Origin of the sequence: Micromonospora globbae (assembly GCF_036184225.1) — a bacterium.
Lineage (GTDB): Bacteria > Actinomycetota > Actinomycetes > Mycobacteriales > Micromonosporaceae > Micromonospora > Micromonospora globbae.
Genome location: NZ_CP108084.1, coordinates 3404968 through 3427889, shown reverse-complemented (window position 1 = coordinate 3427889; position 22922 = coordinate 3404968). Strand labels below are relative to the sequence as shown.

The 22922-nt window shown below is 75.1% G+C and carries 17 protein-coding genes; 5 read left to right on the top strand and 12 right to left on the bottom strand.

Going from position 1 to position 22922, the window contains the following annotated elements; all coding sequences use genetic code 11:
* Positions 1-10 precede the first annotated feature (10 nt).
* From OG994_RS15135 to OG994_RS15110, 6 genes are all read right to left on the bottom strand, one after another.
* A complete protein-coding gene (locus OG994_RS15135; RefSeq protein ID WP_120331472.1) occupies positions 11-652 on the bottom strand; it encodes a TetR/AcrR family transcriptional regulator in 642 nt (213 codons plus the stop codon).
* Positions 653-863: 211 nt separating this feature from the next.
* A complete protein-coding gene (zwf, locus tag OG994_RS15130; RefSeq protein ID WP_328853627.1) occupies positions 864-2225 on the bottom strand; it encodes a glucose-6-phosphate dehydrogenase in 1362 nt (453 codons plus the stop codon).
* A gap of 194 nt (positions 2226-2419) precedes the next feature.
* Positions 2420-5239, bottom strand: a complete 2820-nt coding sequence (locus OG994_RS15125; RefSeq protein WP_328853626.1) for a M14 family zinc carboxypeptidase — start codon at positions 5237-5239, stop codon at positions 2420-2422.
* A gap of 63 nt (positions 5240-5302) precedes the next feature.
* Complete coding sequence (locus OG994_RS15120) at positions 5303-6592, bottom strand: MFS transporter (RefSeq protein ID WP_328853625.1); 1290 nt, start codon at positions 6590-6592, stop codon at positions 5303-5305.
* Between the two features lie 247 nt (positions 6593-6839).
* Positions 6840-8708, bottom strand: a complete 1869-nt coding sequence (locus tag OG994_RS15115) for an adenylyl cyclase (RefSeq protein WP_328853624.1) — start codon at positions 8706-8708, stop codon at positions 6840-6842.
* A 181-nt stretch (positions 8709-8889) separates the two neighbouring features.
* Positions 8890-9396 carry a winged helix-turn-helix transcriptional regulator gene (locus OG994_RS15110; protein ID WP_120331467.1) on the bottom strand — a complete coding sequence of 169 codons (507 nt, stop codon included), beginning with the start codon at positions 9394-9396 and terminating at the stop codon, positions 8890-8892.
* Positions 9397-9594: 198 nt separating this feature from the next.
* Between OG994_RS15110 and OG994_RS15105 the strand changes: the two genes are divergently transcribed.
* The 4 genes from OG994_RS15105 (at position 9595) to OG994_RS15090 (ending at position 13925) form a co-directional block, all read left to right on the top strand.
* On the top strand, positions 9595-9918 hold the full coding sequence (locus tag OG994_RS15105; RefSeq protein WP_328853623.1) for a nuclear transport factor 2 family protein: 324 nt from the start codon (positions 9595-9597) through the stop codon (positions 9916-9918).
* Positions 9919-9964: 46 nt separating this feature from the next.
* The gene (locus tag OG994_RS15100) at positions 9965-10747 is read left to right on the top strand and encodes an FkbM family methyltransferase (protein WP_240033191.1); all 783 of its coding nucleotides are present in this window, start codon (positions 9965-9967) and stop codon (positions 10745-10747) included.
* Between the two features lie 85 nt (positions 10748-10832).
* The gene (locus OG994_RS15095; RefSeq protein WP_328853622.1) at positions 10833-13229 is read left to right on the top strand and encodes a PEP/pyruvate-binding domain-containing protein; all 2397 of its coding nucleotides are present in this window, start codon (positions 10833-10835) and stop codon (positions 13227-13229) included.
* A gap of 117 nt (positions 13230-13346) precedes the next feature.
* Complete coding sequence (locus tag OG994_RS15090; RefSeq protein ID WP_328853621.1) at positions 13347-13925, top strand: TetR/AcrR family transcriptional regulator; 579 nt, start codon at positions 13347-13349, stop codon at positions 13923-13925.
* 157 nt (positions 13926-14082) lie between these two features.
* Here the strand turns inward: OG994_RS15090 and OG994_RS15085 are convergent, their stop codons facing one another.
* The 3 genes from OG994_RS15085 to OG994_RS15075 all read right to left on the bottom strand — a co-directional run bounded on the left by OG994_RS15085 (position 14083) and on the right by OG994_RS15075 (position 19163).
* On the bottom strand, positions 14083-14838 hold the full coding sequence (locus OG994_RS15085) for an ABC transporter permease (protein WP_120331515.1): 756 nt from the start codon (positions 14836-14838) through the stop codon (positions 14083-14085).
* A 104-nt stretch (positions 14839-14942) separates the two neighbouring features.
* Positions 14943-15923, bottom strand: a complete 981-nt coding sequence (locus tag OG994_RS15080; RefSeq protein WP_328853619.1) for an ATP-binding cassette domain-containing protein — start codon at positions 15921-15923, stop codon at positions 14943-14945.
* A gap of 66 nt (positions 15924-15989) precedes the next feature.
* Positions 15990-19163, bottom strand: coding sequence for a BTAD domain-containing putative transcriptional regulator (locus tag OG994_RS15075; protein ID WP_328853618.1), 3174 nt, complete (start codon positions 19161-19163; stop codon positions 15990-15992).
* Between the two features lie 127 nt (positions 19164-19290).
* Here OG994_RS15075 and OG994_RS15070 point away from each other — a divergent pair, with 127 nt between their 5' ends.
* Positions 19291-20475, top strand: a complete 1185-nt coding sequence (locus tag OG994_RS15070; RefSeq protein ID WP_328853617.1) for an FUSC family protein — start codon at positions 19291-19293, stop codon at positions 20473-20475.
* A gap of 35 nt (positions 20476-20510) precedes the next feature.
* On the opposite strand, the gene OG994_RS15065 is transcribed toward OG994_RS15070, so the two are convergent.
* From OG994_RS15065 to OG994_RS15055, 3 genes are all read right to left on the bottom strand, one after another.
* Positions 20511-20939 carry a hypothetical protein gene (locus OG994_RS15065; RefSeq protein ID WP_328853616.1) on the bottom strand — a complete coding sequence of 143 codons (429 nt, stop codon included), beginning with the start codon at positions 20937-20939 and terminating at the stop codon, positions 20511-20513.
* Positions 20940-20990: 51 nt separating this feature from the next.
* Positions 20991-21764, bottom strand: coding sequence for a hypothetical protein (locus tag OG994_RS15060; protein ID WP_328853615.1), 774 nt, complete (start codon positions 21762-21764; stop codon positions 20991-20993).
* 72 nt (positions 21765-21836) lie between these two features.
* Positions 21837-22916 (bottom strand): Gfo/Idh/MocA family oxidoreductase, encoded by a 1080-nt coding sequence (locus OG994_RS15055; protein WP_328853614.1) that lies wholly within the window; start codon positions 22914-22916, stop codon positions 21837-21839.
* Positions 22917-22922: the final 6 nt, after the last annotated feature.

Here is a 22922-nt window from a genome sequence, read left to right as displayed (position 1 = left end):
GGCGGGCGGCTCAGGCGGCGAAGGTCTCGATGTAGCCGATGGCCGCGTCGGTGGCGGCGCGCAGCGGCTCGGTGCGGCGGCGTACCTGGCTGAGCAGCAGGCCGCCCTGGACCGCCGCCAGCAGCGCGGTGGCCAGCCGGTCGACGTCGGCCTCCGGCACGAGGACGCCGCGCTCGCGCATGCGGCGCAGCCCTTCCCGGATGGGTGCCTCCCAGCGGTCGAAGGCCGCCACCAGGTCGGCCCGCATGGCCTCGCAGGACTCGACCAGTTCGCTCGCGAGGGAACCGATCGCGCAGCCGCCCTCGCAGTTGCGCCGCTCCTGTACGTCGATCACGACGGCGCCCCACGCCCGGAGCGCGTCGAGGCTGTCCAGCCGGTCGAGCAGCGGCTGCTGCCCCTGGAGGGTCTGCTCGACCTGGTAGCGGATGACGGCGCGGACCAGGTCGCTCTTGTCGCCGAAGTAGTGGTAGACCTGCGACGCGCTGACCCTCGCCGCCTGCTGCACGTCGGGGATGCTGGTGCCGGCGACGCCCTTGCGGAACATCAGCTCCGCGGCGGTCCGCACGATCCGGTCCCGGGTCCGCCGGCCGGCGGCCGTGATCCGCGGACCGGACGGCGCCGGAGCGGTGGTGGTGGCGTCGGGCGACGTCATCGCCCCAGCTTACCGCCGAGTAGCTTCGGCCGCCCGCCGCCCGCCGCCCGCCGCCCGCCGCCCGTCGCCCGTCGCCCGCCGCCCGTCGCCCGTCGCCCGCCTTGGCGGGCACGCGACCACCGGAAGCCGGGCGGACCGATGATGTCCGGCGCTCCGGGTCGACGGACCACCCACGGGTGGGCCCGTGTCCCGGGCCCACCCGTGCCGCCGGTCACCGCGGGTCGTGCCAGTGGCCGGCCAGGGCCTGCGCCTGCGCCGGGCCCCAGCTTCCCCGGGCGTACGGCGCCACCGGCTCGGGCAGGTCGAGGATCGGCTCGACGATCCGCCACTCCTGAGCGATGGCCTCCTCGCGGGCGAACCGCAGGTGCCGCCCGTCGAGCGCGTCGTCGAGCAGCCGCTCGTACGCCTCCCGCCGGTGGCCCAGCGCGGCGTCGAAGTCGACGGGCAGCTCCACCGTGTGCCCCGCCACGTCGGCGCCGGGCTCCTTCACCTGGATCGACAGGGTGATGCCGTCGCGGCGGCCGAGCCGGAACCGGAGCAGGTTGGGGGTGGCCCCGCCCGGCACGAGGGCGCGTTCCGGGATCTTGAACTCGACCACCACCTCGGTGGCGGTGCCGGGCATGAGCTTGCCGGTGCGGAGGTAGAACGGCACGCCGGCCCACCGCGGTGTGTCGATGCGCAACCGGGTCGCCACGAACGTCTCGGTGTTCGAGTCGGGGGCGACGCCGGGCTCGTCGCGGTAGCCCGCGTACTGGCCGCGGACGGTCGACTCCGGCGCGAGCGGTTCGATCCGGCCCAGCACGCGGATCTCCTCGGCGCGGAAGGCGTCGTCACCGGCCTCCGCCGGGGGCTCCATGGCGAGCAGCGCGACGACCTGGAGCATGTGGTTCTGCAGGACGTCGCGGGTGGCGCCCATGGTGTCGTAGAAGCCGGCGCGGCCCTCGGTGCCGAAGCCCTCGGCGAGCGTGATCTGGATGTTGTCGATGTGCTCGGCGTTCCAGATCGGCTCGAACAGCCGGTTGGCGAAGCGGAACACCCGCAGCCCCTCGACCGCCTCCTTGCCGAGGTAGTGGTCGATCCGGAAGATCCGCTCCTCGTCGAAGGCGGCCCGCAGCGCCTGGTTCAGCGCGTACGAGGAGGCCAGGTCGCGGCCGAACGGCTTCTCGACGACCACCCGGCCGCGGGCGGCCAGACCGCTGGCGGCGAGGCCGTCGACCACGGGGGTGAAGACCGCCGGTGGGATGGCCAGGTAGAACAGGGGCCGCCGCGCGGCCGTGAGCGCCTCGGCGAGCCGCTGGTAGGTGGTGGGGTCGGCGTAGTCGCCGGAGAGCATCGTGAGGTTGGCGGCGAGGGCGTCGAAGACCTCGTCGTCGATCCGGCCGTTCGCCTCCAGCACCGACTTGCGCGCCGCCGTGGTCAACTGCTGGTGGTCCCAGCGGGAGCGGGCGACGCCGATGACCGGCATGTCGAGCCGACCCCGGCGGGTCAGCTCGTACAGCGCCGGGAAGAGCTTCTTCGCGACCAGATCCCCGGTCACGCCGAAGAGCACGACAGCGTCTGAGCGCAGGTCCATGGCACGTTCACCTCATCTTGGAATCAGCTTTCCAAGACTCCTGCGCGGCCGTGCCGGCGTCCACGGCCGGCCACGTGAGCTGCGCGACAGCGACCGGCTGTGCCCCGCCGGGTCGCGGACGGGGACGGGTGGCGACGCGACGGCGGCCCGGCCCGCCCCCGTCCGGGGCTGGTCCGGGCCGCCGCCGGCGACCGTCAGGCCACCAGGGACCGCAGGGGCACCCCCTCCTCGCGCAGCGCGCGGACCAGGTCGCCGAGGAACGGGTGCTCGTCGGCCTGCCGGCCCTCCCGGTTCGGGATCACCAGGTACGCCGAGCCGCCCGCCACCGAAGTACGGGCGTCGGCGGTGAACCGCTCGACCACCGCGCGGGTGCGGGCCAGGTCGGCGCCGGCCACCTCGATGGTGATCGGCCGCCAGCCGCCGCCGAGGTCCTCGGCCACCGGAGCGGCCGCGGCGCGGGCACGGGCCGGGTCGACGGCCGCGGCGGTCGGCGCCGCGGACCGCCCGGCCGGCCCGGCGCTCGCCGGATAGAGCAGGGCGTTGGCCACCAGGTGCAGCCCGTTCTCGTTGTACGCCCGGAACAGCGGGTTGAACGCGAAGAGCACCGCCCGGCCGGCCCCGGTCGGCTCGTCGACCACGGCCGCCGTCCCCCGCAGCGCGTCGACGCCGACCGTGTAGCCGTTCGCCCAGAACGTCTCGCCGCTGGGGTAGCGGAGCACGTTGGTGCCGGTGGTGCTGGGGTTGAGGATGGGGTCGCCGTTGTTGAACTGGAAGTCCTCGGCGGGCCGTCCCGCGGCCACCGGGCTGTCCCCGTCGACGTCGACCCGCAGGTGCGAGCCGATCACCTGGTAGCCGGTCGGCTTCGGCTTCTCCGTGGTGGAGGTGAGCCCGGCGGCGCGGGCCATCCGGGTGCCCTCGTTGCGCAGCCCGATGTACGTGTGCCCCTGGGCGATCCAGTTGCGCAGGTTGGCCTGCCCGGCGGCGGTGAGCCCGCCGGTCGGGTTGCTGCCGTCGGGCACGAGCAGCACGGTGCGGCCGGTGAACGCCTCGGTGTTGTCGTTGATGTCGGCCGTGGTCACCGGCGTGAGGTCGAGCCCCCACCGCTTCCCGAGCACGTACCGGGCCTCGCCGTGCGAGCCGGAGGTGGTGGAGATGCCGGCGCCGGAGAAGAGCCCGACGTCCGGCAGGTCGAGCCGGACGCCGGTGGCGGGGCCGCCGGGCGTGAGGGTCACCCCGAACGACTCGGCCAGGTCGTCGATCTCCCGGGTCAGGCGGGTCGCCGGCAGCCGGACCGCGCTCGTCTCGAGGTCGCGCAGCAGGGGTACGCCCCGGCCGAGCAGCCGGAACGTGAACTCCGCGGCGGCGGCCGAGTCGAGGCGGTAGCCGTACGAGCCGCGGGCCGGTGCCGTCCCGGTCCTGCCACCCGAGATGTCGCGGACGAGCTTCGCCTTCGGCCGCACGTCGTCCCCGGTGTAGATGGTCGGTACGCCCATCAGCAGCGGGTTGCTCCAGGAGGAGACGTCGTAGAAGTAGGGGAACGGCGTGTACGGGTCCTCACCCATGATCGCCTGGATCCAGTGCTTCTGCGGCTGGTCCATGGGGATCCAGTACGCGCCCTTCGGCACGGTCACGTTCCGGGCGGTACGACCACCGAAGACGTGCGCGGTGGCCACCCGCGTCTCCTTCTGGACCTCGTACACCTCGACGTCCATCCGCCGTAGCCGCTCGACCAGCTGCCGTACGTCGGCGAGCTGCCGGTGCGGCAGCAGGAAGTACGACCGGATCCGCAGGTCGGGCACCGGGAACTGGACCTCGTTGGTGGGCTGGACCACCTCGTTCGGCTCCAGCCGGCCCGCCCGTCCCTGCGCGAGCGCGTCCGTCCAGATCCGGTAGTAGTCGTCCAGCACCTCCCGCTTGTTGGCGGCCGCCCAGCCGAGGGTCGACCACTGGGTGTGGAACTGCTGCTGGACGCGGTCGGCGACGGCCGACGCGCTGCCCTTCTCGAAGGTCATGCCGGCGGCGCCGAAGCCGGCGGCCGGCACGGTGTCGCCGTAGCCCATGAAGAAGAGGTCGTACCTCGCGTAGTTGAAGTAGCACTCGGTGGTGACGTCGCCGCCGCAGGCGCCGTTGTAGCCGAAGCCCGCCTTGTTGGCCTCGCCGATCCGGTTGATCCAGTCCACGGCCTCGGCGGAGATCTCGTGGTGGATGGGGTCGGCGTTGGGCGGGAAGAAGTACTGCGAGCCGGTCATCTCGTGCGCGTCGACGAACACCTGCGGCGGGTAGCGCCGCATCAGCTCCAGCTTGCTGTCGGTCTCCGGCTGGGTGCGGGCGAACCAGTCCCGGTTCAGGTCGAAGCCGAACTCGTTCTGGCGGCGGCTCGCGTCCCGGCCGTCGGGGTTCTGCGTCGGCACGATGATCGTGACCAGGTTGTCGTTGCGCCGCACCACGTCGCAGGACAGGCCGGCGGCCAGCTCGTACAGCGTCTTGAGCGCCGCGTCGGCGCCGCTCTTCTCGCCGCCGTGCACGTTGCCGGCCACCCACACGATGGCCGGACTGTCCGCGGCGGTCCGGGCCGCCTCCTTCCGGCTGGTCCGGCGCGGGTCCCGCAGGTCCCGGATGTCGTCGGCGATCCGGCGCAGCGCCGACGGGCGGACGTGCCGCTCGTTCGACACGACGGCGTACGGCAGGGGTTGGCCGAGGGCGCTGGTGCCCAGCACGCCGGTGACGACGCGGTCGGAGGCGCTGTCCACGGCGTGCAGGTAGGTGCGGATCTCGTCGGTGGTCACCGGGCGGTCCTGGCCCGTGCCCAGCGGGAAGCCGAGCACGCTCTCCGGACTGGGCACGCCCGGCAGCCGGGCGCCGGGATCGGTGGTGCACCGGGCGGGGGACGCGGGTCGGGCTCCGGCCGGGGCGCCGCCGAGCAGCGGCGCCGTGGCGACCAGGAGGGCGATGGCGGCGGCACTCGCCAACCGCCGGGAGGGATGCGTACGGAACGGGCGGATCGACCGGGCCATGCAGGCTTCCCCTCTCGGGAAATGGCACATTGACGCGAGCCTATGACCTGCGGATTCGGACGGTCAAGATCCCATCGCGGCGGTCGTCACCGGCGGCGCGCCACCCACCGGCCGCGATGCCAGCTCGTCCAGGTCACGCACCCGCCGCAGGGGTGACAGCAGCAGGGGTACGGGCGCCAGGGTGAGCCCGACGCCGATGACGAGGAGGGTGGTCCGGACGCCGAGGGCGTCACCGAGTACGCCGCCGAGCAGGCCGCCGAGCGGCATCGCGCCCATGACGAGGAAGCGCATGCTGGCGTTGACGCGGCACAGGAGCCGGTCGGGCACGACGGTCTGCCGGTAGGTGACCTGCGCGATCCCGTAGACCACCTGGCCGATCCCGCCGACGACGATCCCGGCGACGAAGGCGACCGCGCCCCAGCCCGGCCGGGTCAGGGGGATGAGCAGGTTCGCGGGGCTGGTCACCACCAGCGACAGCCAGGTGACGCGGGCCGACCCGACGCGGCGGGCCAGCCGGGTGGCCGTCGCGGCGCCCAGCAGCGCGGCGGCCGGGGCGGTGGACAGCAGCATGCCGGCGGTGCCGGGCGCGAACCCGGTGTCGACGAGGAACAGGACGAGCAGGGCCGTGGCGGCGGTGAAGAGGAGGTTCGACCAGGCGCTGGTGGCGGCGATCGCGCGCAGGACGGGATGGGCCAGCACGAAGGCCAGTCCGTCGCGGGCCTCCGACACCACCCCGGAGCGGCCGGTGCGGCGCGGCGCCGGCTCGCGGGTCCGGATCCGGGCCAGGCAGGCGGCGCTGAGCAGGAAGCTCGCCGCGTCGACCAGCAACGTGTTGGTGGCGCCGACGAGTTGGGTGAGCCACCCGCCGAGGCCGGGACCGGCGATCTGGCCGGACGAGCGGACCGTCTCGACGGCCGAGTTGCCCCGCAGGAGGTGACGACGGCCCAGGACCATCGGCAGGTACGACTGGTGGCCGATGTCGTACAGCACCCGCATGACGGCCATGACGCCGGCGACCGCCAGCAGCAGCGGCAGGCTCAGCCGGGACAGCGCCGCCGCCACCGTGACGGTCACGAGCGCGGCGCACCGCACGAGGTCGCTGGCGATCAGCACGGGCCGCAGCCGCCGCCGGTCCAGCCACACTCCGGCCGGGACTCCGACCAGCAGGAACGCGCCGTTCTGCACGGCCACGAGCAGGCCCAGCTGCCACGGCGTGGCGTCCAGCAGCAGGACGGCGACCAGGGGGAACGCGAGCGTGGTGACGTCGGTGCCGAGCTGGGTCACCGTCTGGCCGGCCACGAGGAGCCGGAAGTCGCGGGACCGCCAGGGCCCGTCCTGCGGTCGAGCGGTCATCTGCGCCCTTCGCACACCCGAGGAGAGGTCGTGGCGGCCGGCCTCCGGCGGCGGCCACGGGGGTGTGCGAAAAGGCGACTCGACGGGTCGTCCCCCCGCTTGCGAGGCTAGCCCGGCGGGGGCGGTCGGCGTCGGGATTCCAGGCCGCGGCCCGGCTGCCCGGTGTCGTCGTCCACGGCCGGGTCGACGCCGCGGGAGGGGCCGGCGGCGGGCCGGAGCGCAGAGGCACCGACCCGCCGCCGGCGGGTCAGCGAACCGGGTACTCGGCCACGTAGACGGGCGCGCCGACCCGGGTGGTGTCGGCCGCCTCGCCCACACCGTTGACCACGTGGTCGATCGTGCCGGCGTTGAGGTTGACGGTCATGACGTGGTGCAGCCGGACGCCGGGGGTCTCCGGCACCTCGAACCCGTTCTCGGTGTGGATCGAGGGGTTGTTCTGGTTGAAGACGTAGACGCCACCGCCGTACAGGGTGTGGTGGCGTACCCGGTCGCCGACCTTGTAGCCGGCCCACCCCCGCACGTCGCCGTTCATCCAGTCGGCCTGTGTGGGCGGGTCGTACGGCAGCTCGTTCTGGTAGAGGATCGTCGTGCCGTGGTCGCCGTTCCAGACGGTGTTGTATCGCTGGAAGTGCTCGACGAAGAGCCCCGTCGCCGTCACGTGGTCGCCGTTGATGACAGCGGCGTAGCGGCCGGTGTTGGTCCGCCAGCGGTCGGTGTCGCCGTTGACCCCCTCGGTGAAGCCCTCCACGCCGTGGTCGCCGCGCCACACCCAGGTGTGGTCGATGAGCACGTGGTCGCTGTTGACCTCCAGCGCGATGTTGGTCCGGCCGACGTGCGGGCCGCCGACGCGGAAGTACACGTCGGACAGGGTGGTCGGGTCGGCGGGGTTGGCGCGGTCGCGCCCGTGTCGGTCGCCGACGCGCAGCAGGGCCGGGGACTCCCGCAGGCCGGCGTCGACGGTCACGCCGGCCACGATCACGCCGGGAACGTCGGCGATCTCCAGCGGGACGGCGCCGCCGACGGCCGTGAGGGTGGCGTGGCCCAGCCCGAGCACCACGGTGCCGGGACGCTTGACCCGGATGCTGCGGGCCACGTCGTACACGCCGGGGGTGAGCAGGAGGTGCTTCCCGCGTGCGAGCTGCCTGTTGATGGTGCTCACCGCGTCGCCCGGGCGGGCGACGAAGAAGTCGTCGAGCGGGACCGTGCGGCCCGGGGTGAGGCCGTCGGCCCAGGAGACGCCGCGGCTGTCGTGCCGCGCCGCCGGCACGCGGACCTGGTACCGGCCGCGGCTGTCGACGAAGAGGTACGGCTTCTCCCGGCTCACGGGGGTGGTGTCCAGGGTCGTGTACGGCGGGTCGGGGAAGCCGGCGTCGTCCGGGGCGCCGACGACGCCCGCGAAGACCTGGTTCCACACAGCGTTGGACCAGCCGGCGATCTCGCTGTTGCGGGTCAGCCACTGCTGTTGGGAGCCGTTGGTGACGGCCGGCAGCCGGGAGTCGGCGATGAAGCCGCCGCTCGCGTACTGGGGGCCGGCGGTGCAGTAGTCCATGAGGGACAGCCCGCCGCCGGAGACGTCCAGCCGTCGCAGGGACACCGCCTGGGACACCGCCCAGAAGTTCGCCGAGGCCCGGCAGCCGTCCTGGCCGGCCGCGTCGATGCGCAGCGAGAGGTTCGACAGCGTACGCCAGAAGTTGACCAGCGCGATGCAGTTGCCGGTGCCGCCGTCGGCCAGGCAGCGGTTGTACGCCTCGATCTTGCCGTTGATCCGCACGTCCGTGGGGGACGCGCCGAGGCCGGCGATCTCGGTGTAGTAGCCGACCTTGATCTGCAACGGCTGCTCGGGGGTGCCGTAGGTGCCCGGTTTGAACAGGTACGCGTACCGCTGGGTGCCCATCTCGTCGTCGACCTGCCGGGCGTACGTCGCGTCGAGCGTCGCCTGGATCTCGCTGACGGGCATGCTCGGGTCGAAGACCGTGACCCGCGGGCCGAGGTCCGCGGGGCGGTGCCGGGACGGGGCGGCGCCGGCGGCCGTTCCCGTCGTGCCGGCGGCCGTGCAGAGCACGAGGCCGAGGATGAGCGCGCGGCGGAGCCGCCGCGCGCCGGGGGAGTGTGTCATCCGGTTCGTCCTCTCCGCCGCGCCGGAGGTCCGGGCGGCGACGTGGGTGAGGTGCGGTGAGAGCGCTCTCTCGCACCTGCGGCTCGTATCACGCCGTGATGGAAGGGATCGGCATGTTTCTACCCGGTAAAGCCGCGCGGCGCTACGGGGTGGCGGCGGGGAATCGGGGCGCCGGTGGGCGTCAGCTGCCCGGGCGCGGTGTGGGCGTGACCCCCGCGTAGCGGGTGCGCATGACCTCGCTCGCCGCGGGGCCGGCGGCGAAGACGAAGCTCTCCGGGTCGAGTTCACGTCCGGTGGCGCGGTCCACCACCACGGGCTCGACCTCCTCGCCCGTCTCCCGGTCGACCAGGATCATGCTGCGCTGCTCGGGCCGGAGCCGGGAGTTCCCCCAGGCGGCGAGGGTGACGATCACCGGCCGCAGGCTGCGGCCGAGGTCGGTGAGCACGTACTCGTACCGGTCCGGGTGCGTCTGGTAGCGGCGGCGCTCCAGCAGGCCGTTGGCCGTGAGCGTCCGCAGCCGGCTGGTGAGGATGCTGGAGGAGATCTTGAGGTTCTCCTGGAACTGCTCGAAGCGGGTGTAGCCGTCGAACGCGTCGTGGAGGATCAGCAGCGTCCACCACTCGCCCACGACGCCGAGCGTCGCGGAGAGCGGGCACTCGCGGTCCTCCAGGCGGATCTTGCCGGCCATCCTGCTTCCCCCTCCGAGGGTTGGTGCTAAAGTCGAAGCGACTAACTTCTAGTTCAGAAGTAACTGTACGACGCCGCAGCGCGTCCGTCCCGTCGCCTTCCTCGTGTCCGACCGCGCCGCCGCGATCGTCGGCGCCGAGCACGTCATCGACGGCGGCACCGTCCCGACGGTCTGACCCCACAGGAGAGGAAACCCGCCATGACCACGACACCCGACATCGTCCGTCGCTACTTCGAGCTGGCCGGCCAGCCGGACGGGGACGCCTACCTCGCGCTCTTCGCCGACGACGCGGTGGTGGAGGACGAGGGGAGGACGCACCGCGGGATCGAGGCGATCCGGCGGTGGCGGCGCGAGGTGCCGCTGGTGACGTACGAGATCACCGACGTCGAGGAGGCGCCGGAGGGCACGGTGGTCACGGCGACCATCAGCGGCGACTTCCCGGGCAGCCCCGTCGCCGGCCTGCGGTTCCGCTTCGAGGAGTACGACGGCCAGCGGATCCGCCGGTTGCGCATCGCGCCCTGACCGAAAGTGAGTACGTCTCGGTTCGGCCCGGGCTAGATTCCGGTCAGTGGACCGAACCGGCGCCATCGAAGCCCTGAAGACGGATCCCGCCGCCGTCTCGGTGCGTCGTTCCCTGGAGGTCTACTACGGGGACCCGGCGCGGGACGCGGCCATGGACGCCTTCTACGCGCAGTTCGTCCGGCCGGGCGACCTCGTCTTCGACATCGGCGCCCACGTGGGCGACCGGGTCGGCAGCTTCCGCCGGCTCGGCGCCCGCGTGGTCGCCGTGGAGCCGCAACCGCCCTGCACGCGGGCGCTGCGCGCGATCTACGGCTCGGACGACGGGGTGACCGTGGTCGAGGCCGTCTGCGCGGAGGCCGCCGGCCGGGTGGCCTTCAACGTCAACTCCGCCAACCCCACCATCTCGACCGCCTCCACCGACTTCATCCGCGCGGCCGACGGCGCGGCCGGGTGGGAGGGCGAACGGTGGGACGCGCGGATCGAGGTCGGGTCGGTGACCCTCGACGACCTCGTCGCCCACCATGGTGTGCCGGCCTTCGTGAAGATCGACGTCGAGGGCTTCGAGGACGCCGTCCTGGCCGGCCTGAGCCGGCCGGTGCCCGCCCTCTCCTTCGAGTTCACGACGATCGGACGCGAGGTCGCCCGCCGCTGCCTGCGCCGGGCCACGGCGCTGGGCTTCCACGCCTTCAACCTCGCGCTCGGCGACACCATGGCGCTGGCCTCCCCGCAGTGGATGTCCGAGGCCCGCATGGCGGCCCACCTGCGGTCGCTCCCCTACGAGGTCAACTCCGGCGACGTCTACTGCCGGTCCGCGCGGCGTCCCCGCTGAGACCCGCACCTCTTTTGCATTGCAGTCGCATTGCAAAGCGCGTTACCGTGTTCGCAATGCAGTCGTATTGCGAAGAGGTGCCCGTATGCGTGTGATCGCGTTGACCGAGCTGACCCCCGGGACGACCGACCTGGTGGGCGGCAAGGCGGCCGGGTTGGGCGAGCTGGTCCGGTCCGGGGAACGGGTGCCGGAGGGCTTCTGCGTCACCACCGCCACGCCCGCCTCCGAGGCGCTGCCCGAGGCCGAGATCGTCGCGGCGTACCACCGGCTCGGCGGCGGCCCCGTGGCCGTCCGCTCCAGCGCCACCGCCGAGGATCTCCCGGACGCCAGCTTCGCCGGCGTGCAGGACACCATCCTCGGCGTCGAGGGCGATGCCGACCTGCTGGCCGCCGTCGAGAAGTGCCGGCGGTCGCTGCACGCCGCCCGCGCGGTGGCCTACCGCGACGCCCACGGCATCGACCAGGAGGTGCGGATGGCCGTCGTGGTGCAGCGCATGGTGGACGCGGCCACGGCGGGGGTGCTGTTCACCGCGAACCCGGTCACGGGCTGCCGGACCGAGATGGTGGTGGAGGCGGCCGCCGGCCTGGGCACGGCCGTCGTGGACGGGGCCGGCGACGTCGACCGGTACGTGCTCGACGGGACGCCGGGCCCCGAGCGGGGCGTGCTCACCCGGGCCCAGCTCGACGAGCTGCGCGAGGTGGGCGAGCGGCTCCAGCGCCGGCTCGGCGCCCCGCAGGACGTCGAGTGGGCGTACGACCGGCAGGGCGTCCTGTGGCTGCTGCAGTCGCGGCCGATCACCACGCTGTTCCCCCTCCCACCGGCCACCGACGACCCGGCACCCCGGGTCTACCTGGAGTTCGGCCACGTCCAGGGCATGCTGCGGCCGGCCACCCCGATGGGCATGTCCACCCTAAAGGCGCTCATCGCGGCGATGGTGGCCAGCCTCGGGCTCCGGGTCGAGATCACCGACATCGGCGGTCGGCTCTACGGCGACCTCACCGACCTCGCGCGTGACCCGTTCGCACGCAAGCGCCTGGTCAAGCTCATGGCGGTCGACTTCGGCCCGCGCGCCCAGGCGGTGATGGAGCGGGTGCTCGCCGACCCCCGCTTCGCGCCGCGTCGCCGCGGCCGCACCCGCCGCGCCGGCGGCGGCCAGAGCGCGCGTACGGCCGTCCGGGCCCTGACCGGCGTCACCCGGGCGCTGGCCCGCCCGGACGCCGCCCGCGCCCGCCTGTTCCGCGAACTCGACCGGCTCGCGGCCGAGTCGGTCACCCCACCCGGGCTCCACACCGCCGCCGACCGCCTCCGGTTCGTCCGCGCGCAGGACCCCTCGGCCGGCCCCGACGACATCGTCTGGCCGATCGTCGCCGGCATGCTGGCCGCGGCGCTGCCGGGCCCCCTGCTCGCGGGCGTCGCCGACCGCGACGAGATCAACACGGTGCTCGGCGGGATGCCCCACAACGTCACCATCGAGATGGACCTCGCGCTGTGGCGGGTCACCGAGCGGGCGCGGCCCCACCGGGACCTGCTGCTCACCACCGCGCCGGACGACCTCGCCCGCCGGTACCGGGACGGCACGCTGCCGGACATCGGGCTCGCGGAGTTCCTCGACCGCTACGGCCACCGCGCCGTCGCCGAGGTCGACCTGGGCGTGCCCCGCTGGGACGAGGATCCGGCCCCGGTCTTCGCCATGATCGCCAACTACCTGCGGCTCACGGACCCGGAGCAGGCGCCGGACCGGCGCTTCGCCCGCGCCGCCGCGACCGCCGAGGCCCGCCTGGAGGAGCTGGTGGCGCGGGCCCGCCGCCGGCGGCCGGTCCGCGGCCGGCTCGCCGGGTTCCTGCTGCGCCGGGCCCGGTCCCTCGCCGGCCTGCGCGAGGCCGGCAAGTTCGCGGGCCTGTACCGGCTGCGCGAGATGCGTCGCCAGCTCCTGCTCATCGGGGCCGAGCTGGCGGACACCGGCCTGCTCGACCGGCCGGAGGACGTCATGTTCCTCACCCTGGACGAGGTCGCGACCGCCGTGCACGAGCGCGCCGACCACCGGGAGACGGCCGCCGCCCGGCGTGCCGTGCACCGGCGGGAGCTGCGCCGCCGGCGCGTCCCGGTGGCCCTGCTCTCCGACGGGACGGACCTGGAGGTCGCCCTGGCCCCGGCAACCGCGCCCGACGGCGCGCTGCGGGGCGTGGGCGCCTCGGCCGGAGTGGCGACCGGGCGGGCGCGGGTGGTCCACGACCCGGCCACCGCCCACCTCGAACCCGGCGAGATCCTCGTGGCGCCCACCACCGACCCCGGCTGGACGCCGCTGTTCCTGACCGCCGGCGGGCTCGTCACCGAGACCGGCGCGGTCATGGCGCACGGCCCCACGGTCGCCCGCGAGTACGGCATCCCCGCGGTCATCTGCGTCCCGGACGCGACCCGGGCGATCCGCACCGGCGACCTCGTGACGGTCGACGCGGCGGCCGGCACGGTCACGATCGGCTGACCACGTCGATCACCGAACCGCGCGTCGGGACGGGGCATTCCGCCCCACGGCGAGTCCATGATCGACACGAGCGGACGGACGGGGCGGGGGAGTCCGCACCGTGACAGCATGGGGGCCATGCCCAAGAAGGTCGACCGTCACGAGCGGCGTACGCGCATCGCCGACGCGTTGATGCGGGTCGCCGCCCGACAGGGGATGGAGGCCGTCAGCCTGCGGCACGTCGCCGCCGAGGCGGGCGTCTCACCGGGCATGGTGCAGCACTACTTCCGCACGAAGGACGAGATGATGGCCTTCGCGATGGCCGTCGTGCGGGAGCGCAACCAGGCCCGGGTCACCGAGGCGGTCAGCCGCCTGGGCGACGACCCGCCGCCCCGGCTGCTGCTGCGTACGATGATCGCCACGCTGCTGCCGCTGACCGAGGAGTCCCGCGAGGACGGCCGCGTCGCCCTCGCGTTCCTCGCCTACACGGCGGTGCGGCCCGAGGCCGGCGAGGGGCTGCGGGAGGACACCCGGGAGCTCGTGGCGTTCATGGCGAGCCTGATTCCGGGGCCGTGGCGGGAGGAACGGGCCACCGGTCTGCTCGCCCTCATGGAGGGGCTGGGCATCTACCTGCTCGGCGGCCAGTACACCGCCGAGCAGGCGGTGGCGGCCCTGGACGCCCAGCTCGACATCCTGTTCGCGCCGGCCGGGGCGTGACCCCGGGCCGGGCGTGACCCCGGGCCGGGCGTGACCCCGGGCCGGGCATGACCCCGGGCCCGGGCCAGCGCGCGCCGAGGCTGCGACCCGGGCCGGGTCACCCGGGCCGGGGCCACGCCGCGCCGGTGGCGCCCGGCCCCGATCCCGGGTCACGTCGTCAGCGGCTCAGGCGCTGGTAGCGGCGGACGGCCAGCGGGGCGACGACCACGATCAGCAGCACCGGCCAGGCGACCGCCAGCGCCAGCGCGTGCTCCGCCGCCCACGAGTCGCCGCCGATGCCCGGGTTCCCGAAGAGCTCCCGGGCGGCGGCCACCGTCGCGGAGAGCGGATTCCACGCGGCGACCGCACCGAGCCAGTCCGGCAGCAGGTCGGGGGCGACGAACACGTTGGAGAGCGCCGTGAGCGGGAAGGCGAGCGGAAACACGATCACCGACACCGTGTCCGGGTTCGGCACGAGCAGGCCGAGCAGGATGCCCACCCAGGTGAACGCCAACCGCAGCAGCAGGATGAGACCGACGGCCGCCAGCGCGTCGCCCGTCCCGTTGCGCCACCGCCAGCCGACCAGCAGCCCGCACACCACCAGGACGGTCAGCTCCAGCAGTGCGCGCAGCAGGTCGGCGGCCGCCCGTCCGGTCAGCGGCGCGGACCGGGCCATCGGCAGCGAGCGGAACCGGTCGACCACGCCCCGGCTCGCGTCGAGCGAGATCTGGGAGGCGGTCGCGCCCAGACCGTAGAGCATGGTCATCACGAACACGCCGGGCAGCAGGAACTCCCGGTAGCTGCCGTCGCCGGGCACCGCCATGCCGCTGCCGAACACGTAGCCGAACACGAGCACGAACATGATCGGCAGGCTGAAGTAGAGGACGATCTCCTCGGGCGAGCGGATCACGTGGCGCATGTTCCGGCCGGCCATCACCGCGCCGTCGGCGACCGCCCAGCGGAGCCGGGCCAGCGGGCCGCCGGTCCGGGTCGGTTCCGGCCCGGTGACCGGGGTGCGGGGTGTCGTCACCGTCGCGCTCACGCGCTCACCTCCGTCCGCTCGCGGGGACCGCCGGCGCGGTGCCCGGTGATGTGCAGGAACGCCTCGTCCAGCGTGGGCCGCCGCAGCACGACGTCCTCGACGACGATCGCGGCGTCCTGCAACGCCCGGAGCAGGGCGGCGAGCGTCGTGATCCGGTCGACGACGGGCGCGCCGAGCTGCCGGATCTCCCGGTCCACCGTCACCGGCCCGCCGGTCACCCGCTCGACGACGCCCGCCGCTGCGGCCAACTGCGCCGCGTGGTGGACCACCAGTTCGACCCGGTCCGCGCCGATGCGGGACTTCAGCTCGGCCGAGGTGCCCTCGGCCACCACCCGGCCGGCGTCGACCACGCAGATGCGGTCCGCGAGCTGGTCCGCCTCCTCCAGGTACTGGGTGGTCAGCAGCACCGTGGTGCCGTCGGCGACCAGCGACCGGACGGCGTCCCACAGCGCGTTGCGGCTGCGCGGATCCAGCCCCGTGGTCGGCTCGTCCAGGAACAGCACGCGTGGCGTGGTGATGAGGCTGGCGGCGAGGTCGAGCCGGCGCCGCATCCCGCCGGAGTACGTCCCGGCCGAGCGTCCCGCGGCGTCGGCGAGCCCGAACTGGTCGAGCAGCTCGTCGGCCCGCCGCCGGGCGACCCGCGCCGGCAGGTGCCGCAGCCGGGCGAACAGCACCAGGTTCTGCCGGCCGCTCAGCGTCTCGTCGACGGCCGCGTACTGCCCGGTCAGGCCGATCGCCGTCCGCACCCGGTCGGGGTGCCGGGTCACGTCGTGGCCGGCCACCCGGGCGTGGCCGGCGTCGAAGCGGAGCAGGGTGGTCAGGATCCGCACGGCCGTGGTCTTGCCGGCGCCGTTCGGGCCGAGCAGCCCGCAGACGGATCCCGCCGGCACCGTCAGGTCGAACCCGTCCAGCGCTGAGGTGCGGCCGTACCGTTTGCGCAGCCCGTGCGCCACGACGGCCGATGTCTCGTCGGTCATGCCGGCAGCCTCACCGCCGCCACTGACCGGGCGCGCACCAGATGCTGACGGCCCCGGCGTCCCTCGTCAGGCGGCGGTCAGCAGCGCCAGCGCCTCGTCCCGATCGAGCGCGGCGCCCCGGTGGAACTGCCGGTCGAAGCGGGCGGCGCCGAGCCGTTCCCGGGTCGCCGCGTGGGCGGGCGCCTGCGAGGCGGCGTCGGGCGCGCCGTCCCGCTGCACGGCCGCGACGGCGCCGAGCAGCAGGGCGGCCCGTTCCGCCTCGCCCCGGCGGAGCACCGGTCCGACGAGCCCCTCCACGGCCGCGGCGAGCGTCGGCAGGTCCCAGATGCTCGCGGTCGCGCCGAGCACCTCGACGAACAGGGCGCGGGCCGCCGCCGGTTCGCCGGCCGCGGCGTGGACGTGCCCGAGGGTGACCAGCGCCCCCAGCCGCACCATCTCGGCGCCGAACCAGCCGGTCGGGCACTCGGCGAGGGCCTGCTCGCAGAGCCGCCGGGCGTCCTCCAGGTCGCCGCGCCGCCGGGCGATCTCGCCGAGGCCGAGGTGGGCCGCCGCCACCAGTTCGGGCGCACCCGCCGGCTGGGCAACCTCCACCACCCGCCGGTAGTCGTCCTCCGCGCCGGTCAGGTCACCGGCCCCGAGCCGCCCCTCCGCCCGGGCGCGCAACAGCTCCGCCGTGTCGAGTGCGGACCCCAGCTCACCCGCCAGCCGCAGGGCCTCCGCCATGGGTGCGGTGGCCGCGGACGGATCACCGACCCGGTAGGCGACCTCGACGAGGCTGGACAGCGCGAGGATCATTCCCCACCGCTCGCCGATGGCGCGGAAGCCGTCGAGCCCGGCGCTCAGCTCGACGCGGGCCTCCTCGTACCGGCCGTCGAGCATCGCCAGCGTGCCGGTGCCGACCGACCCGATCGCCCGGCTCCACGGGTCGACGCCGAGCACCGACTCCCGGCTCTCGCCGACGCCGTGCGTCGACAGCCAGTCGCGCGACGGTGGCCCGACGGCCGTTCCGGACAGGTAGAGCAGGAACGGGTACGCGGGCGGCCGCCCGAGTTCCCACAGGATCATTCCGGCCGGCGTGACGTCCGGTGGACGCGCGCCGCCGGCGCCGGTGAGCGCGGTGACCAGCAGGCAGACGGCGTACTCCTCCTGGAGCCCGGCCGGCGGGCCGTTGAGCCGGTCGACCAGCCGGGCGGCCAGCGCCGCCCCCTCGCCGCGCAGGCCGCGCAGCCACCAGTAGAAGGACAGCGCCGCGACGAGCCGCAGGGCCGTGCCGACGTCACCGTCGTCGACCGCCCGGCGCAGCACGGCGTGCAGGTCGGCCCGGTGCGCGTCCAGGCGCCGCAGCCAGTCCAGCTGCGCCGGGCCGCGCAGCCCCCCGTCGCCGGCACGGGCGAGATCGAGGAGGTACGCGGCGTGCGCGCGGCGCACCTCGTCGGCCTCGCCCGCCTCGGCGAGCCGTTCGGCGGCGAACGCGCGCACCGTCTCCAGCATCCGGAACCGTCCGTCGCCCGACTCGACGAGTGACTTCTCCACGAGGCCGGTCAGCACGTCGAGGACGTCGGCGCCGACCGGGGCGCAGATCCGTTCCACGGCCGTCAGGTCGGCGCTGCCGGCGAAGACGCTCAGCCGGCGGGCCAGCCGCCGCTCGGGTTCGGCCAGCAGGTCCCAGCTCCACCGCACCACCGCGCGCAGCGTCTGATGCCGCGGCGCGGCCACCCGGCTGCCCCGGTTCAGCAGCCGGAACCGGTCGTCCAACCGGGCCGCCACCTCCGCGAGGGGCAGCGCCCGCAGGCGCGCCGCGGCGAGTTCGATGGCGAGCGGCAGGCCGTCGAGCGTACGGCAGATGCGCAGCACCTCGGTCACGGTGTCGGCGTCGAGGGTGAAGTCCGGTGCCACGTCGGCGGCGCGCTCGGCGAAGAGCCGCACGGCGGCGTACGCGCGGGCCTGCTCGGGCGGCGCGGTGTCGCCCGGCACCGGCAGGCCGAGGACGGGGCAGAGCGCCTCACCGGTGAGGCCCAGCGGTTCCCGGCTGGTGGCGAGCACGCGGACCCCCGGCGCCGCGCCGAGCAGCCGGGCGGTGAACCGGGCCGCGTCGTCGACGACGTGCTCGCAGTTGTCGAGCACCAGCAGCAGCCGACGGTCGGCGAGCGCCGCCACCAGCCGGTCGGTGACGTCGCGCGGACCACCCGGCACGCGCAGCGGGGTGTCGCGCAGGTCGAGCGCCGCCAGCACGGCGGGGGCCACCGGCGCCCCGGGCGGCAGCGCGGCCAGCTCGACGAGGCGGACCTCGTCCGCGTAGCGCTGCGCGGCCTCCAGGGCCAACCGGGTCTTCCCGGCGCCGCCGGGCCCGTGCAGCGTGACGATCCGGGACTCGCCGAGCAGTTTGGCCAGCCGGCGCAGCTCCTCCTCTCGGCCGACGAAGCTGGTGAGCTGCCCGGGCAGCGGGGACGGTCGGGGCGGCGCGGCCGGCCCTGGTGCGTCCTCGTGCCGCAGCAGCGTGGTGTGCAGCGCCGTCAGCTCGGGGGAGGGGTCGGCGCCCAGCTCGTCGGCGAGCAGGCGGCGCAGGTCGGCGAAGGCCGCGAGCGCCTCGGCCCGGCGCCCGTCGGCGTGCAGGGCGCGCATGAGCTGGCCGTGCAACCGTTCCCGAAACGGGTGGGCGGCGACCAGGCCGCGCAGTTCCGTGACGAGGGACCGGACGTCCCCCACGCCGGTCCCGGCGGCGGCCAGGTCCGCCTCGATCCGGTCCTCGACGGCGCCCAGCCGGTGGTCGCGCAGCCGGCCGGCCTCCGCGGGCGCGAACGGCGCGTCCACGTCGGCGAGGGGCTCACCGCGCCACAGCCCGAGCGCCTCCCGGAGCAGGGCGGCGGCGCGGCGGTGGTCGCCCCCGGTGAGCGCGGCGCGCCCGGCGTCGGCCAGCCGCGTGAACCGGTGCACGTCGACGTCGTCCGGGTCCACGGCGAGCCGGTAGCCGGCCGGGTGGAACTCGACCGGGTCGGCCGCGCCCGCCGACAGCACCTGGCGCAGCCGGGACACCTGGGACTGGAGGGCGTTGGTCACGTTGGCCGGCGGGTCGGCGCCGTAGAGGCCGTCGATCAGGCGTTCCCGGGGCACCACCCGCCCCGCGTCGAGCAGCAGCAGGGCCAGCAGCGCGCGCAGCCGGGGTCCGCCCACCGTGAGCCGGCGACCGTCACCCGTGTGGGCCTCGGTCGCGCCCAGAATCCCGAACCGCACGGCGCCCATTCTCGTCCAGCCGCCACCGCCGGCACGAGGGCGTGCCCTCGCGTCCCGTACGCGCCACCTCCGCGGGGCCGCCGACGATCGCTCGTCGGGCGACGACTGATCCGGCCGGCGCAGGGTAGATGCGGCCGTGGCCGACGCCGACGCGCGCAGGGAGGGTGGCGGAACGCGCGGGCTCGCGTACGTCCGCGCGTCCGCCGTCCTCGCGCGGCTGCGCGACCGGTGGACCGGATCCCTGCGGGACCGGCTGCGGCGGACCCGTGCCGGAGCCGGGCTCGCCGTGCAGGCGGGCCTCGCGGCGGCCCTCGCCTGGTGGGTGGCCGACGGGCTGCTGCGCGTCCCGCAGCCGGTGTTCGCGCCGATCTCCGCGGTGATCGCGCTCGCCGCGTCGGTCGGGCAACGGCTGCGCCGCACGATCGAGCTGATCGTCGGGGTCTCGCTCGGCGTGCTCGTCGGCGACATCCTGATCTATCTCGTCGGGACCGGCTGGTGGCAGCTCGGCCTCATCGTGGTGCTGTCGATCGTCGCGGCCGTGCTGCTTGGCGGCAGCCCGGCGGTGATGGTGCAGTCCGCGGCGACCGCCGTGCTCATCGTCACGCTGAGTCCCGCCGTGGAGAACCTGGAGTTTCCACGCTTCCTGGCGGCCCTCATCGGCGGGGCGGTGTCGGTGGTGGTCACCGCGGTGCTGCTGCCGCTCAACCCGCTCCGCATCATCAACCGGGCGGCCTCGCCGGCGCTGAAGCTGCTGGCCGCGCAGCTCGACGCCACCGTGGACGCGCTGCGCGGGCGCGACGCCGCTGCCGCCCAGGCGGCCCTCGACCGGTTGCGCGCGAACAAGCCGGAGATGGGGGCGTTCGGCGAGGCGGTCCAGGCGGCGCAGGAGGCCAGCACGCTCTCGCCGGTGCGGTGGGGCAACCGGCAGGGTCCGGTGGGGCGGTACGCGCGGGCGGTGGAGCCCGTCGACCGGGCTTCGCGCAACAGCGGGACGTTGATCCGTCGCAGCGTGACGCTCATCGAGGACGGCGAGCCGATCCCGGAGGCGATGATCGCCGCGGTGTCCGTGCTGGCGAAGGCCGTCCGGGTGCTGCACCGGGAGTTCACCACCGCCGACGAACCGGACGAGGCGCGGGAGGTGGCGTTGCGGGCGGTGCGCCACGCGGGCGACGCCTACCGGGCCGGCGTCGGCTTCTCCGGCGCGGTCGTGGTCGCCCAGGTCCGGACCACCGCGAGCGACCTCCTCGTGGCCGCCGGCATGGAGCAGGAGGAGGCGAACCGGCTGATCCGGCGGGCGTTCGGCTCGTTCCGCACGAGGTGAGCCGCGGGCGGCCACGGTGGCGGGGCGGCCCGTGGTCAGGAGCGCGGCGGCGACGGCGGGCGGTCGGACCGCAGCCACGGGGCCAGCCACGGCGCCGCCCCGACCAGGGCGAGCGCGAGCAGCGTGATGATCGCCTGCCCGACCCGTCCGGGCGTGACGCCCGGCGCGGGGTCGAGCGCGTAGTTGGCGTACGCGTTCGCCGCGGCGTCGGTGACCAGCACGGCACAGCCCAGCACGAGCCCGGCCGTCCGCCGCCGCCACAGCAGCACCGCGGCCAGCGGGTCGAGCACCGTCAGCGACGTGAAGTAGAGCGCCAGCCAGGCCGGCAGCGACGGGTAGGGACGCGGGCCCCCGGTGAGCAGGTGGAGGACGTGCACCACCGTGCCGTACGCGAACACCAGCAGGTACGCCGCCACGACGAGCCGGACCCGGCGCGGCGCGGGCATCCGGCGTCCGTCTCCCATCCCGCCAGTATCCGGGTGGCGGCGACCCGGCCCGGTCCCGCCGCAGCCGGGTCAGGCGAAGCGTTCGGTCGTCACCGGTACGAGCCCGCACAGTCGTACGGCGGAGGTCAGCTCGTGCAGGAGCGGCCCCACCGTGCGGTCGTCGGCGGTCGCCAGGTCGGCGGTGACGTCGACCGCCCAGGCGACACCGCCGCCGACGCGGCGCAGAACCCAGGCGAACCGGTCGTCGTGGACGCGCCGCCGCCCGGCGGACGGCACACCGGCCGCCGCCGCGCCGCCCGCCGGTCGCCACCGCTCGGCCAGCTCCGCCACCCGCTGCGCGGGCAGGTCCCCGGCGAACAGCACGCGGTAGACCCGCCGCTCGTGGCATCCCTCGGGGGCGTCCGCGGGGCCGAGCCGCAACGGGGCCGTGGCCGGGAAGACCTCGACCTCCGCGAGACGGGTACGGAGCACCGGCTCGTCCGGCAACGGCCCGCCGCCGAGCCGGCGGTGGACGGCCTCCGCCTCGGTCCGGTCCACGGGGACCACCCGGGCGCGCAGGCCCGGATCGGTGCGCATCGCCCGGCTGTACGGGGCCGAGTTCCACCAGCGGCCGCTGGCCGGGGTCCACCCCGCGCCCCGCAGGCCCACCGTCGTCCCGTCGCCGGCCCGGACGAACTCCTCGGCGACGATCGCCTCGACGGCCGCGCCGGTCCCGCCGCGCCGGTCGAGGACCACGTAGTAGTCCAGGGCCAGCCGGTGCCCGGCCTGCCGGCCCACCGCCACCGACCACCGGTCGGCCGTCGCGGTCACCGCGGGGCGCCCACGCGCCGTGTCCCTGCGCACCCGGCCCTCCTCCGGCTCCCGGCACGGGAGCCCCGACGGGGCACGCTAGCGGAGCCGGCGCTCGGCGGCGGGTCAGCGCGCCGGGGACGGTACGGGAAGAACGGCGCCCTCCGCGGCGGAGCGGTGCGCCAGCTCGATGAGCGCGACGGTGTCCACGGCGTCGGCCGGGTCGACCGGCATCGGGCCGTCGCCGCGCAGCGCCGCGGCCACCTGCTCGTAGAAGCTCTCGTACCGGCCGCGCTCGGTGGGCACGGCGCGCAGGTCGCCGTCGACGCCGAGCCGGCCGTACCGGTCGGGCGTGACCTCGCCCCAGCCGGGCGTGCCCGGGCCGCGGCCCTCGCGCAACGCGGCCTCCTGGGGGTCCAGCCCGTAGCTGGTGTATCCGGCACGGTCGCCGAGGACGCGGAAGCGCGGGCCGAGCTGCGGTGTGACGGCGCCCATCCAGAGGTGGGAGCGGACGCCGCCGGCGTGGGTCAGCGCCACGAACGCGTCGTCGTCGACCTCCGCGCCCGCTCGCCGGCGGTCGACCTCCGCGTAGACGTGGGAGGGCGGCCCGAACAGCTGCACGGCCTGGTCGACGAGGTGGGCGCCCAGGTCGTAGAGGGCGCCGCCGGCCTCGCCCGGTGCGGCGCTCTCCCGCCAGCCCGGCTTGATCGAGGGCCGCCACCGCTCGAACCGCGACTCGAAGCGCGTCACCCGCCCCAGCTCGCCCTGCTCGACGAGCCGGCGCACGGTCAGGAAGTCGCCGTCCCAGCGCCGGTTCTGGAACACGGTCAGCGGTACGCCCCGGCGGGCCGCCTCGTCGACCAGTTCGCGCCCCTCGGCGGCGTTCGCGGCGAGCGGCTTGTCGACGACCACCGCCAGACCGGCGGCCACCGCCGCCCGGGCCATCGCCACGTGCTGGCGGTTCGGCGTCGCGACCACGACCAGGTCGAGCGCGTCCCGGGAACGCCACAGCAGCTCGGCGTCGTCGACCAGGCGCGCGTCCGGGTGGTCGCGCCGCACCTGCTGGCGGCGCTCGGGGTCGCGCGTCACGACGGCGTGCAGTGTGAGCCCGGGGGTGGCGGCGATCAGCGGGGCGTGGAACACCCGGCCCGCGAGCCCGTAACCCAGCAGCGCCACCCGCAACGGCGCCTGCGCCGTACCCGCCATGCCACC